13 protein-coding genes are annotated in these 13,021 nt (G+C 44.0%); 6 read left to right on the top strand and 7 right to left on the bottom strand.

Annotated features, from left to right (window positions below; all coding sequences use genetic code 11):
* Window positions 1-39: 39 nt before the first annotated feature.
* From AC1DLM_RS08115 to AC1DLM_RS08105, 3 genes are all read right to left on the bottom strand, one after another.
* A complete protein-coding gene (locus AC1DLM_RS08115; RefSeq protein ID WP_477569665.1) occupies window positions 40-1,335 on the bottom strand; it encodes a hemolysin family protein in 1,296 nt (431 codons plus the stop codon).
* A 152-nt stretch (window positions 1,336-1,487) separates the two neighbouring features.
* Window positions 1,488-1,829, bottom strand: a complete 342-nt coding sequence (locus AC1DLM_RS08110) for an Asp23/Gls24 family envelope stress response protein (protein ID WP_441987954.1) — start codon at window positions 1,827-1,829, stop codon at window positions 1,488-1,490.
* A 5-nt stretch (window positions 1,830-1,834) separates the two neighbouring features.
* Complete coding sequence (locus tag AC1DLM_RS08105) at window positions 1,835-2,407, bottom strand: hypothetical protein (protein ID WP_477569664.1); 573 nt, start codon at window positions 2,405-2,407, stop codon at window positions 1,835-1,837.
* Between the two features lie 182 nt (window positions 2,408-2,589).
* Here AC1DLM_RS08105 and AC1DLM_RS08100 point away from each other — a divergent pair, with 182 nt between their 5' ends.
* The 4 genes from AC1DLM_RS08100 to AC1DLM_RS08085 all read left to right on the top strand — a co-directional run bounded on the left by AC1DLM_RS08100 (window position 2,590) and on the right by AC1DLM_RS08085 (window position 6,362).
* The gene (locus tag AC1DLM_RS08100; protein ID WP_056616766.1) at window positions 2,590-2,916 is read left to right on the top strand and encodes an ArsR/SmtB family transcription factor; all 327 of its coding nucleotides are present in this window, start codon (window positions 2,590-2,592) and stop codon (window positions 2,914-2,916) included.
* Window positions 2,917-3,085: 169 nt separating this feature from the next.
* On the top strand, window positions 3,086-4,831 hold the full coding sequence (locus AC1DLM_RS08095) for a SulP family inorganic anion transporter (RefSeq protein WP_477569663.1): 1,746 nt from the start codon (window positions 3,086-3,088) through the stop codon (window positions 4,829-4,831).
* A 222-nt stretch (window positions 4,832-5,053) separates the two neighbouring features.
* Window positions 5,054-5,971 carry an arginase gene (rocF, locus tag AC1DLM_RS08090; RefSeq protein ID WP_477569662.1) on the top strand — a complete coding sequence of 306 codons (918 nt, stop codon included), beginning with the start codon at window positions 5,054-5,056 and terminating at the stop codon, window positions 5,969-5,971.
* A 13-nt stretch (window positions 5,972-5,984) separates the two neighbouring features.
* Entirely contained in the window at window positions 5,985-6,362 is a 378-nt protein-coding gene (locus tag AC1DLM_RS08085; RefSeq protein ID WP_441987951.1) for a glyoxalase superfamily protein, read from the top strand.
* Window positions 6,363-6,413: 51 nt separating this feature from the next.
* On the opposite strand, the gene AC1DLM_RS08080 is transcribed toward AC1DLM_RS08085, so the two are convergent.
* On the bottom strand, window positions 6,414-7,832 hold the full coding sequence (locus tag AC1DLM_RS08080; RefSeq protein ID WP_477569661.1) for an aspartate ammonia-lyase: 1,419 nt from the start codon (window positions 7,830-7,832) through the stop codon (window positions 6,414-6,416).
* 306 nt (window positions 7,833-8,138) lie between these two features.
* Between AC1DLM_RS08080 and AC1DLM_RS08075 the strand changes: the two genes are divergently transcribed.
* Window positions 8,139-9,338 (top strand): ornithine--oxo-acid transaminase, encoded by a 1,200-nt coding sequence (locus AC1DLM_RS08075; protein WP_441987949.1) that lies wholly within the window; start codon window positions 8,139-8,141, stop codon window positions 9,336-9,338.
* A 729-nt stretch (window positions 9,339-10,067) separates the two neighbouring features.
* Here the strand turns inward: AC1DLM_RS08075 and AC1DLM_RS08070 are convergent.
* From AC1DLM_RS08070 to AC1DLM_RS08060, 3 genes are all read right to left on the bottom strand, one after another.
* Window positions 10,068-10,676, bottom strand: a complete 609-nt coding sequence (locus AC1DLM_RS08070; RefSeq protein ID WP_477569660.1) for a carbohydrate-binding family 9-like protein — start codon at window positions 10,674-10,676, stop codon at window positions 10,068-10,070.
* Window positions 10,677-10,706: 30 nt separating this feature from the next.
* On the bottom strand, window positions 10,707-11,150 hold the full coding sequence (locus AC1DLM_RS08065; RefSeq protein ID WP_477569659.1) for a DUF2663 family protein: 444 nt from the start codon (window positions 11,148-11,150) through the stop codon (window positions 10,707-10,709).
* 144 nt (window positions 11,151-11,294) lie between these two features.
* Entirely contained in the window at window positions 11,295-11,528 is a 234-nt protein-coding gene (locus tag AC1DLM_RS08060; RefSeq protein WP_056616791.1) for a cold-inducible protein YdjO-related protein, read from the bottom strand.
* Window positions 11,529-11,686: 158 nt separating this feature from the next.
* Here AC1DLM_RS08060 and AC1DLM_RS08055 point away from each other — a divergent pair, with 158 nt between their 5' ends.
* Window positions 11,687-12,952 carry an MFS transporter gene (locus AC1DLM_RS08055; protein ID WP_477569658.1) on the top strand — a complete coding sequence of 422 codons (1,266 nt, stop codon included), beginning with the start codon at window positions 11,687-11,689 and terminating at the stop codon, window positions 12,950-12,952.
* Window positions 12,953-13,021: the final 69 nt, after the last annotated feature.

The following is a 13,021-nucleotide window of genomic DNA, read 5'->3' as shown; positions in this document are numbered from 1 at the left end:
CCCTGAAAGCCATGTAAGTGGCGAGGGATCCCTCTTTTTCTACTTATGTATGATTTGATTTTTAATAAGCTCAATTTGACGAATTCGATTCGTGTCTCTAGCACGCACAATGAAAGTCCAATCCTGATACTGCCAGAGTTCACCAATTTTCAATTCCGACTGCTTACTATATAACCAGCCACCGATAGAATCCACATTCTCGTCCTGAATGTCAAGTCCCAATCTAGCGTTTAACTCGATGATCAAGGCGTTACCTTCGACGACATAGTGTCCTTCGGCTAACTTGTCAATTTCTTTCAGTTCATCTTTATCAAATTCATCACGAATTTCACCGACAATTTCCTCCAGAATATCTTCAATCGTAATCAATCCGGACGTTCCGCCGTACTCATCCATCAGCAAAGCGATATGTACATTTTCACGCTGCATCTTTTTGAGCAGGGACTTCACGGGCATTCCTTCCGGTATCGTCATGATCGGTTGAAGTAAACCTTTGAAATTAAAATCCGGATTCGAAATGTAACTTAAGAAAAATTGCTTCGTATTGACGAATCCAATAATATGATCTTTGCTCTCTTTGGCTACGGGAAAACGTGTGTATTGTTCTTTGATTATAATATTCATGTTCTCTTCAAGTGATTTATCCGCATAGAGACAGATCATATCCGTACGTGGGACCATGATTTCACGCGCCAACAATTCATCGAATGAGAAGATGCGATTCACATATCCGTATTCGGTCTTATTTATTTTTCCACTCTCAAGGCTGTCTGATAAAATAATGCGTATTTCTTCTTCGGAATGAGCTTCTTCGTGTTCGCTTGCTGGCTTAACGCCAAATAGCTTGACGAGTTGAGTCGCTGAGCCATTTAAAATCCAAATGAATGGGTACATAATTTTATAAAAGAAAATAATAAACGGAGCTGTTAGAATTGAAATTGCTTCAGCTTTCTGAATCGCTAACGTTTTGGGAGCTAGTTCACCAAGAACAACATGAATATAAGTAATGGATAAAAAGGCGATACCAAAAGATAGGATGTGCGACAGTGTTTCCCCTACACCAAGCCCATGGAACAAAGGACCGAGGATCTTCTCGACCGTTGGCTCACCTAACCAACCGAGGCCTAGCGCGGTAATCGTGATGCCGAGTTGACATGCGGATAAGTAGCCATCCAAATTCGAAGTAACGGTTTGAACAGCTAGTGCATTTTTCTTACCTTCCAATACCATTTGATCTACACGGCTTGGACGAATCCGAATAACGGCAAATTCTGTCGCAACAAAAAAAGCAGTAAGTACAATCAGTAATAAGATTAAAACCAAATTGATTAGCATGGTAACCTTCTTTCAGATATTAGTTTACATCCATAAGTTTATCTCTCTTGACCAAACTTATCAATGTTAGCAACCCCCATCAGTCATGGAAATGTAATAAGGCTCGGATTGTAGTTATTCAACTACGATCCGAGCCTATTCATTTCTACTTTCTATACTGCCAGGTTCTCTACCCTTACGTTTACTTCCAGAACGCGAAGCCCTGTCAAATTCTCCACATCTGCCCTAACGTTTTCTTGAAGCTCATGACATACGTTATGAATCATCATGCCGTAATTGACGATGACACGTAAATGGATGACGACATCCGACTCCATGACCTCGACTACTACGCCTTTTTTGGCATTTTTACCACTCAAGCGCTTCGTAAGCTCCTCGGAGAGGCCACCCGACATGGAATCAATACCGGGTGTATGTAGAGCAGCGAACACAGCTATGATAGAAATAACATCGTCTGATATACGTATGACACCAGATGGCGATTTCACAGACACAAGGATCACCTCCTATTATCGATGCTTTTGAGAATTTGTTTAAACGCATGAAAGTCTTTAATTAAGTAATTAAGCCTCTTTATTAATTGATTAGCAATATCCGAAGTATAAGCAAAACCAATCTCATCAATTAGCTCATCTAATTCACCCGCCAATACGATGAAATCAATATTATCCTTCTCATTACTTATCTTCATTTTAATGTCATTCGCCAGTGCTTCGCCGAGCTCTCTCATGTGTTTCACTTCAAGATGTTTTGTCATTTTCACCATTGGAGGGGTATAATCMTTCCGAAAATCGATGCCAGGAACTTCCTTCCAAAAGGTATTCCACTCTTTTATTAGTCCCGCTTTGTAAAATAATAATTTAAGGTAGCCGCATAACCAAGATGTGCAACTAGTATTTCTATTCAGACAGCCCACACCGTCTACTAAGTAAGAACAAGCGCGGCAACAAGAACCACCATTTTGAATACACACCTTACAAATATGATCTGCCCCTAAACCATTTAACTGTCTCATGCCATAGTCGATCAGATACTTTCTTGAAGCAATATAGAATTCATCGTCAATTAACACGCTTACCAGTTCCTTACTTTCAAATAACTGTATATTTGATTTTTTGAATATTACACTTATACTATAACTGAAAAGTATTCAATAACGCAAAGGATTTTAAAACTTGCTTCCATACATTCCGGTTTATGTTATGATATTCTATATATTCAAATGTTCGAATATTGATAGTAGAGGAGAACGGTATGTATCAAGAAATACAGCATTTTAAAGCCGATTTTTTCAAGGCATTAGCACACCCTTTGCGTATAAGAATCCTTGAAGTTTTAGTGGATGGCGATAAAAACGTAAATGAGATACAAACGATATTGGGCAGTGAAGGTTCTGCCGTATCACAACAGTTAGCCGTATTAAGAAATAAAAACGTTGTCCGTGGGATCAAAGACGGAACCTCTGTGATCTACTCCCTGACAGATCCTTTAATTAAAGACCTACTTATTGTTGCCAAGCAAATATTTGATAACCACCTTGTGAATGCGATTTCCATGTTAGAAAACATAAAGAATCAATAAGTACTTCTATTTTCACAATAAGGAGTGAATCGGGTCCATTGTTCTCGATTTATATCCTTTTTTTTATGGTGATTTCCTAGCAGAAATATCAAATTGACACCCCTTTGTTTTAGATATATGATTTTATATATATTCAAATAATCAAATATTTAAATTGGTGGGATTCAATATGAAACTTTCTTTTAGAGGCAGATTCCAAGGCTACAATCGAAAAAAATTTCAAAAAGACTTGGTTTCAGGTCTGATTGTCGGAATTGTCGCCATCCCATTAGGAATGGCGTTTGCAATTGCTTCAGGCGTAAAGCCTGAATACGGGTTATACACGACTTTTGTAGCGGGCATCCTCATTTCATTATTCGGTGGTTCCAAGTTTCAAATTGGCGGTCCTACAGGCGCATTTATCCCCATCCTCTTCGCGATCGTCATGCAATATGGGTACGAAAACTTGCTTATCGCAGGTTTTATGGCGGGCGTTATTTTGCTATTCATGGGGATTTTCAAATTAGGCGGGGTCATCAAATTTATTCCACGTCCTGTCACGATCGGCTTTACCACAGGAATTGCCGTTACCATCTTCACTGGACAAATCGCCAATTTTCTTGGCTTGCATGATCTGCAAAAACACCAAGAATTTCTTTTCAATATGAAGGAATTAATCATTCACATTTCAACAATCAATATGTACAGCGTCCTAACTGCTGTGATTTGTCTGGTGCTTATTCTTCTCACACCACGTGTGTCGTCTAAAATACCTGGCTCCTTAGTGGGATTGTTGATTTCAGCGGTTATCGCATCCCTCTTCTATCCTGACAAGGTTGCAACCATCGGGTCAACTTACGGCGCAATTCCGAATAGCTTGCCAAGTATTCACTTCCCTGAACTCAGTATGGAACGTATGCAATTTCTAATAAAACCTGCTCTTGTCATCGCGATGTTAGGCGGCATCGAATCCTTGCTCTCTGCTGTCGTTGCTGACGGGATGTCAAGAACAAGGCATAACAGCAACCGGGAATTGATTGGTCAAGGTATCGCCAATATGATAACGCCGTTGTTTGGCGGCATCCCTGCAACCGGGGCTATTGCCCGAACAGCAACCAATATAAAGAGCGGTGCGGAATCTCCTTTCTCCGGCATCTTCCACGGCATTGTGGTGCTGCTGGTTTTGCTCATATTCGCTCCCTATGCTTCAAGCATTCCGCTTGCAAGTATGGCGCCGATCTTAATGGTCGTTGCTTGGAATATGAGTGAACGCAAAGAGTTCGCTCACGTCTTAAAAACTAAAACTGCGGAGTCCGTCGTTTTACTTATTACCTTTCTTCTTACTGTGTTTACCGATCTGACAACCGCAGTCGAAGTTGGATTGCTTCTGTCTGGCATCATTTTTGTGAAACATATGAGCGACTTACTCCGTACTGCCAAGGTTTTGCCTAACCCTTCTGATAAGCATGAACACGTAACCGCACATATTGTTACTGAGCAGCATAATTGTCCTCAAATTAGTATCTACACCGTGGAAGGCGCTTTATTCTTTGKGGTTGCCAGCGCGTTTGAGCAATCCATTATGGCAGAAATCCATACCAACCCCAAAGTATTACTGCTGAAAATGGGGAATGTCCCCTATATGGACACAACAGGAACAGCCCATTTATCACGTATTATCAGACACTTTGACCATCACGGTTGCACCGTAATCATTTCTGAAGTTCAAATCCAACCACGCCGCATGTTGCGAAAAACAAGATTGGACGACTGGATTGGGCAGGAGAACCTTTACGATAAGACAGGGGATGCTCTTAACTTCGCCTTAACGAAACTGAACCACGCGCAATGTCTGGGGTGCAAGCACTTTGCCTTCCGCGAATGCAAACATCTGTCTGACCCGCGAGTGATTAACGTTCGAACGCCATTCGATTGACGAAGTGGCTTCACAATTAAAAACAAGCTGGGCGCTATTTAATGTGTCCCGGCTTGTTTTGTTTTTTATTACCTCACACAAAAAGGAAATCACGAGCGAACAAAGAAAATATAGCTTCATATAGTAAAGAAGGATGGTTACATGTAGATTGGGAATGTTAGTCAAAGGAGCATGGGCCCGAGAATTTATCGTCTAGTCAGCCAATCAAAAGGAGTTGATCCGATGAGTATCAAACCGAACATCGCGGCAATCAGTGTCAACTTTGATCTTGGAGCAGGTCGCCGAGGCGCAAGCCATGGACCTAAAGCTATTTTTGAAGCCGGGCTACTTCAAGAGCTACAGCAATTAACCTATACAGTAGATCATGTTGCTGATCTTCGTCTTGTGAATGACACAGCAACTCACTTAGATGCGCAAGTKGGTTCAACCAATCTTAATTACTTCGCAGAGGTTATAGCGATAAATACTCAGCTTGCCGAGCAGGTATCTCAGGTTGTCAGCCAAGGTCATTTCCCACTCATTATTGGTGGCGATCATAGCATAGCGATTGGCACAATTGCAGGATTATCCGCTCATTATTCGAATCTAGGGGTCATCTGGATTGATGCCCACTCCGACCTAAATTCACCGGACACAAGCCCATCTGGTAATATCCATGGCATGTCCCTTGCCGTCAGCTTKGGTATCGGGCATCCATTATTAACAGGTATACATGGGACTAACCCCAAGGTGAAGCCGGAGAATATCGTACTCATCGGGGCTCGGTCTCTGGATGAAGGTGAGAAAAAGCTGATTCGATCACTAGGTATCAAATGTTTTACCATGTACGATATTGATCGCAAAGGTATGGCTCATGTGATGCAAGAAGCCATTGATTATATTAAAATAAAAACAGATGGCGTTCATCTTAGTTATGATGTTGATTCCGTGGACCCCATCGAGGCACCAGGAACGGGGACTGCAGTCAAAGGAGGACTTCATTTCCGCGAAGCTCATCTCGCTGTGGAAATGCTGCATGAAGCTGGCATCGTGACTTCTGCCGAATTTGTTGAAGTGAATCCGCTGCTCGATGACAGCAACAAAACCTCCCTGTTGGCTGTAAGCCTTATCAGTTCCTTGTTCGGTGAGCAGATTTTATGAGTTTGGGCAGGAGGTGAATCTCATACCAACGATCAACGGGGTAACTCCCATATTTCGCATTTTCGATGAAACGAAAGCCAGGGAATTTTATATCGATTATTTAGGCTTCGCTCTAGGCTTTGAGCACCGTTTCGAGCCCGATTTACCTCTCTACATGGAAGTTACCTTAGGATCACTTGTTATTCATTTAACGGAGCATTACGGTGACTGCAGTCCAGGAGCGGCAATACGTGTAGAAATGGAAGACCTTACTGCTTTCCATACTCGCTTACTCGAACAAAAATTCAAATTCTCCCGACCAGGCATTGAAAAAACACCATGGCATACCCGCGAAGTGACTGTGACTGATCCGTTCGGAAACCGGATTATGTTTTATGAGAAAACGGCATAATGAGGCACAAATAACCCCCGCTCCTTTTTTTGGAGTCGGGGGTATTTACGTCTAGTCTGCTGGACGAAGCAATCTGTCACCTGCGATACCAGGAGTAGTCATTTGAATCGGATTCAGAATTTCTTCGATCTCCTCTTGTGTGAGAAGACCTCGTTCTAAGATGAGTTCCTTCAATGTGAGGCCTGTACGTACCGCCTCTTTCACAAGCTGTGCGGCAACCTCGTAGCCTAGATGAGGATTTAAGGCTGTCACGATACCGAAGCTTTGCTCCACATAATTCTTACACCGTTCACGATCCGCTTCCAAGCCTTCAATTGCGAAGCGTTCGAATACACTTGCCGCATTGCGTAATATTTTTAGGGACTGCAAGAGATTAAAAGCAAGAACTGGCCCCATCACATTAAGCTCAAACTGCCCTGCTTCACAGGCTAAACAAATCGTATGATCGTTGCCTATAACCTGGAAAGCCACTTGATTCACGACCTCCGGCATGACCGGATTTACTTTCCCCGGCATGATCGACGAACCTGGCTGTCTTGGTGGCAGCTTTAGTTCCCCTAATCCTGCGCGAGGCCCTGAAGCCATCATGCGGATATCATTGCATATTTTCGAGAGGTTCACCGCACATACTTTAAGCGATGCAGAAAGCTCAGTGTACGCATCCATATTCTGTGTGCCGTCGACTAAATGCTCCGAAATTTCAACTGGAATACCAACTGCTGATTTCAAATGAAACATAACTCGCTCGACGTACTCCGGCTTGGCATTAAGCCCTGTTCCTACGGCTGTAGCTCCCATATTGACGATCAGAAGTCCGCGCATCGCTTGCTTGATTCGTTGGATATCACGCAACAGTACACGTGCATAGGCCCCAAACTCCTGACCCATTCGGATCGGCACGGCATCTTGGAGATGGGTTCTCCCCATTTTGATCACATCATCAAATTCAATTTCTTTCCGTCCGAAAGCGCTTTGTAAGGAAGTTAATGCTTCTATTAATTGCTCCGACAAGCGGTAGGCTGCTATTTTGATCGCTGTTGGAATCACATCATTCGTCGATTGTGACATGTTCACATGATTATTCGGGTTACAATGGAAGTAACTTCCTTTTTCCTCGCCTAAAAGCTCTAGGGACCGATTGGCCAGCACTTCGTTCATATTCATATTGATGGAGGTACCAGCACCGCCTTGAATGGAATCGACGATAAATTCCCCCAAGAGCTGTCCGTTGCTTACTTCTTCTGCAGCTTTAACTAGGGCTTCACCAATTTTCTTAGGCAGCATATGTGTATCCATATTCGCTTGTGCCGCTGCCCGCTTCACTTCCGCCAACGCAGTAATAAGCTCACCATGAATGGTAACACCTGTAATCGGGAAATTTTCAATTGCTCTCATCGTTTGAATGCCATAATAGGCTTGAGAGGGGACCTGCTTTTCTCCTAAAAAGTCTTTCTCGATGCGATAAGTCATTCGACTACCATCCTTTTTCACTTCATATTTCATTCCCAAAGCTTTGATTGAACGTAGAACGAGCTAGAACAATAGAACATTTGAACAACACAGAGATCAGAACTAACCAAACATCAGAACAAACCTGAAAGGCAATAAGTCCACTAACATGGTTATTTTTAGCTTAAAAGTGAAGGATATGCACTGGGTAGCTAAGATTGCAAATCCTCGCCTATTTCTCAATTATATACTCAGGAAGTCATCATACGCTAATAATGAATACAATGAAGTACAACCTTGATATATGTTATAAGGAGGAAAACTTATATGCCAACGCAAAGCTCGAAGATTATTGAACAAACAGAGAAATATGGTGCACGTAATTACAATCCGCTACCGCTGGTGATTTCCAAAGCCGAAGGCGTTTGGGTTGAAAATCCCGAAGGCCAACGATACATGGACATGCTGAGTGCGTATTCCGCTCTGAATCAGGGACATCGTCATCCACATATAATAAACGCATTAATTGAACAAGCAGGCAAGGTTACTTTGACTTCTAGAGCTTTTCATAGCGAAATCCTTGGGCGGTTCTATGAGAAATTGGCGCTATATACGGGTAAACCACTGATATTACCTATGAATACAGGCGCAGAAGCGGTTGAAACAGCTGTCAAAGCCGTCCGACGGTGGGGCTATGATGTGAAAGGCATTCCGGAGAATCATGCGGAGATTATTGTCTGTGAGGGTAATTTCCACGGTCGTACCGTGACCATCACCTCCTTCTCCTCGTCTCCGGAATACAAACGAGGCTTCGGGCCTTTCACGCCAGGCTTCCGGATGATCCCATACGGCGATGTCGATGCGCTGCGGGAGGCGATTGGGCCGAACACCGCCGGATTTATCGTGGAGCCCATTCAGGGCGAAGCCGGCATTGTAATCCCGCAGGAAGGGTTCCTGCGGGAAAGCTATGAGCTCTGCAAGGCGAATCAGGTATTGTTCGTCGCGGACGAAATCCAAACGGGATTCGGCCGCACGGGCCGCCGCTTTGCCAGCGACTGGGAAGGCGTCACGCCGAACCTGTATGTGCTGGGCAAAGCACTTGGCGGCGGTGTTTTTCCGATCTCGGCTGTGGCCGGAGATCGTGAGGTCCTTGAGGTGTTCGAGCCGGGCTCGCACGGCTCGACGTTCGGCGGCAACCCGCTCGGTTGCGCCGTCGGGATTGCTGCACTTGAAGTGTTGGAGCAGGAACAGCTCGCGGAGCGTTCCGATGCGCTTGGGGCTTATTTCCTGAAGCGGCTTCAGGAAATCAAGAATCCGCTCATTCAGGAGATTCGCGGCCGCGGCTTATTCATTGGGATCGATTTAACCGTCCCGGCTCGCCCATTCTGCGAAGCATTGAAGGATAAAGGCCTGCTGTGCAAGGAAACACACGAGCATATCATTCGTTTGGCACCTCCCCTGGTCATCACGAAGGATGAGCTGGATTGGGCTTGGCAGCAACTACACGAAGTGTTGCGCGTGGAGTGAGTTGCGTTGGTGGGCCGTGTAAGTCGATTTTTTCGACTTACACAGGCGCAGCTTGGTTTTGCGACATCTCTAAGTCGATTTTTTCGACTTACACAAGCGCAGCTTGGCTTTCGAAGGCCTGTAAGTCGATTTTTTCGACTTACACGTGTAGTTAGAGGATAGGTAAAGAATAGCTTGTTGGAGGGGTTGCGCGGGATTGATAGGAAAAGAGTGGCAAGTTGGCGTGGTTGGCAGGGGAATACTAGGAAGGAGTAGTTTGTTGGAGTAGGTGGCAGGGAATTGCAGGTAGAGAGTAGCTTGTTTGAGTAGGTGGCAAGGGAATACTAGGAGAGAGTAGTTTGTTGGAGTAGGTGGCAGGGAATTGCTATATAGAGAGTAGCTTGTTGGAGTGTGAAATTGGATCAGTAGGTAGAAAGTAGCTTGTTGGAGGGGGATGGTAAGTAGGTGGATAGTGAGTGATGAATTTGGTATTCACAGAAATCTGTTTAGTCCGATATCTCCGAACTTAATCGAGAATTCCTTGCTACAAAAGACCAATAGTCCGATTTCACCGACTTATTCCCCCTTTTTCCCCGCCTGAGCGGTGGTTAGGGCGATTTAGTCAGGCTATTTCGGACTATTACCATTGAAAGGATGCAAATAGTGATATTAATTCGGCATTTTCGGACTAATGCGCTATACAGTGGGAAGCCATTCGTTCCGAAGGGTATCTTTTCAATGTGCAGGAGTCTATTCCTTCACAAACACGAGCTCCCCAAATTGCTGAGGAACATGGAAATTGACGAGCCCTGTAGGCGACCAGGCTGAGTAATGCCGAACGCCATCGCGGTCATCATCGATACGGAAAACATTCCAATGCCAGACCGCTCCCGCATGTGGCACACCTGCCTCATCTAAATCCGCGAATGGAATCCGCACATCATAGACAAGCCAACCGTCATCAGTACCTTTCATGACGTTTGCTTGAAATCCCTCCGCTATCCACGAAGTATCGACATCCTTGTTACCATCCAGCCTATTATGTATCAATGCATCAAACAAGACGCCACGCGGGCTTACTTCAAACTCGTAGTAGGTCGTGCCGCCGCMGAATGGATCTAGGAACACCTCTACGACGTCTTCCTCATAGAGAGGCTCGTCACGCCGTGTCATCGTCGACACCACATGATCATCCTCACATTCGTATCGAATGTGCAGACTATCCGCAGTCCAGCATGCGCGAAAGCGAGTTTCCAGTCTCGGTGCATCCGCCGACACCACGTCACGCAAGTAACCAACTTGTACATCTTCCCATTTCATACGACTAACTTCATCTGTGTAGCGACAAATATATCTCATCTGTATACCTTGCTCCCCTACTCTATCAAATCAATTCTTATAGACTATATTAATATCATGTTCCTTGGAAAGGAAGCTCGAAATTTGATCCCTTGCTTCTGACTTCACATCTTTCAACCAGGAAGCCTCCAAACGTTCAATCGCTTCTATACGTAAATCTTCATATTTACTCTTCGCTTTCTCCGTCTCACGCGACCGGTTAGAGGCATACAGAAACAGCGTTATACATACAAGCAACAAGCTGCATAAAAGTTTATTCGAAATGAGTAAATCCAATATCATGATAGCATTACCGCTCGAACGAACGATGACTTGCTGATATAACATATAAATGGCGATTAATAAGATGACCCCTGTCGCGATCGATAGAATGGGTTGCCTCTTTTTCATATTGTCCCATGTTTTCTTTCTGTCTTGCAACTCTTTCAACATGACTTCTGTATCTTCACTCACATTTATCTTAGGCCCAAGCACAGCATCTCCCCCTCGTTACCATGCTATGCTTGTCTAGGGCTATTCTTTCCAAAAAAAAAGACCAAGAGCATCACTCTTCACGCCTCGCTGAAGATGCTCTTGATCTTGACCTATTATTTAGCGGAAAATTTGCAATAATTCCAATTAAAACCGTTTCTTTCCTACAAGAAACTTTTTATTTCCTTTTTTAGCTGCTACCGGTACATGCTTGTAGCTGCGTACCATCTGTGTTTTACAAAGCGGGCAAGTTGGTAAAGCTTCCGTTACGAATTCTTTGCGAACCCAAGCTTTACATTCTGTTGCTTTACATTTCCAAATCTCAATCTGTTCAACTTCTGGTTTCTGTTCTTCCGTTACAATACTCGTTGTTGTAGACATTTCAATTATGTGCTCCCTGCTTCGTAGATTAGACTACTTATTATTATACAGATCGGAACGAATATCAAGTGTTTCCCGTGTTCAAATGTATTTACCAGTGGTAGAATAGACAAAGCGATTGCAATTTAGACACAAAATACAAAAGGCAGGAATATCGCATGATTAATTTGCTACGTGAATGGAAGCTTCAACTCGAAGGCTATAGCCGAAATATTAAGCTATTTTTCTGGTTTAATTTTGTTTGGAACTTGGGCATTAGCATGTTTGGGCTTGTGTACAACCTCTATGTAAGAAGCTTGGGCTACGAGCAAACGATGGTAGGCAGCATCGTAGGAATGACAGCATTGGCCGCAGCCATTATCCTCATCCCGGCGGGCATCATGAACGATCGCTTCGGTCCGAAGCGCGTCATTTCTTTCGGTCTTATTTTTACAATTGCCGCACTGACCGCACGATCACTCATTCAGCTTCATGAAGGTATGCTGATTTCTGCTTTCTTAGGTGGCATGGCGTTAGCCGTCGTCTCCGCGACGATTCTGCCTTTCATGGCCAATAACTCAACGCCTCAGCAGCGGGTTCATCTCTTTTCCCTCAATATGGCTTTGGTTATGCTGGCCAATGTCATTGGCATTGCAATCGGTGGCGTGCTTTGTGATTTCTTCCAATTCTTAATTGGTTTTGATGAAATACATAGCTTACGGTATACCTTGCTCATTGGAGTTGCCATCGCAGCACTAGGTGTCATTCCCATGTCACTTTTTGAAAAAAGTGATCTCGAGAAAGAAGAAAATACACAGCACCGTGAATCGTTGAGCTGGAAAGCCACTTGGCGTGAGCACAAAACGTCTATTCAAGTCATCGCCATCTTCTGTTTACTTGGATTACTCTCCTCACTTGGTGGGGGGATGATTGTTCCCTATCTCAATGTGTATTTTGAAGATCGCTTTGAGGCATCGAAATCCGCAATTGGTATCATCGTTGCCTTAGGACAAGCAGCTACTGGCGTAGCCTTCTTAATTGGGCCCATGATAGCCAAACGTTATGGTGAAGTGAAATCAGTCGTCTATCTGCAGTTGAGTTCGATTCCTTTTCTGCTCATCACCGCTTTTTCAGCTAACCTTTATTTATCGTCCGGTGGCTATCTATTCCGCCAAGCACTAATGAATGCGGCCAATCCTTTTTATAATTCGATCAAAATGAGCTATGTCCATCGTTCGCTTCGCGGGCTTGCCTCAAGTTCCGGCGAGGCGGTATTCAACCTCGGTTGGTTTATCGCTTCTCCAATTAGTACAGGCCTCGTCTTCCGTTATGGCAGTTATTTCGGATATGCGTACGCCTTTTGCATCACAGCCGTCGTGTATTCGGTGATTTCATTTTTATTTTATTTTTTCTTTGGCAAGCAGCGTTTTAAAACCCTAGAATAAACCACCTAAAAAAGCTCCTTTCCCTCGTTGACGTAGACGGAGGAAAGGAAATACAATAGAATGAGAGCG

The organism is Paenibacillus sp. 01T442 (assembly GCF_056398345.1).
Note: the sequence above shows the minus strand (reverse complement) of the source record. Positions and strands in the feature narration are given on the sequence as shown.

Excerpts from the sequence above, each read along its gene's own strand:
- AC1DLM_RS08115 (WP_477569665.1), bottom strand. The coding sequence starts at position 1,335 with ATGCTAATCAATTTGGTTTTAATCTTATTACTGATTGTACTTACTGCT.
- AC1DLM_RS08100 (WP_056616766.1), top strand. The coding sequence starts at position 2,590 with ATGTATCAAGAAATACAGCATTTTAAAGCCGATTTTTTCAAGGCATTA.
- AC1DLM_RS08080 (WP_477569661.1), bottom strand. The coding sequence starts at position 7,832 with ATGACTTATCGCATCGAGAAAGACTTTTTAGGAGAAAAGCAGGTCCCC.
- AC1DLM_RS08075 (WP_441987949.1), top strand. The coding sequence starts at position 8,139 with ATGCCAACGCAAAGCTCGAAGATTATTGAACAAACAGAGAAATATGGT.
- AC1DLM_RS08060 (WP_056616791.1), bottom strand. The coding sequence starts at position 11,528 with ATGTCTACAACAACGAGTATTGTAACGGAAGAACAGAAACCAGAAGTT.
- AC1DLM_RS08055 (WP_477569658.1), top strand. The coding sequence starts at position 11,687 with ATGATTAATTTGCTACGTGAATGGAAGCTTCAACTCGAAGGCTATAGC.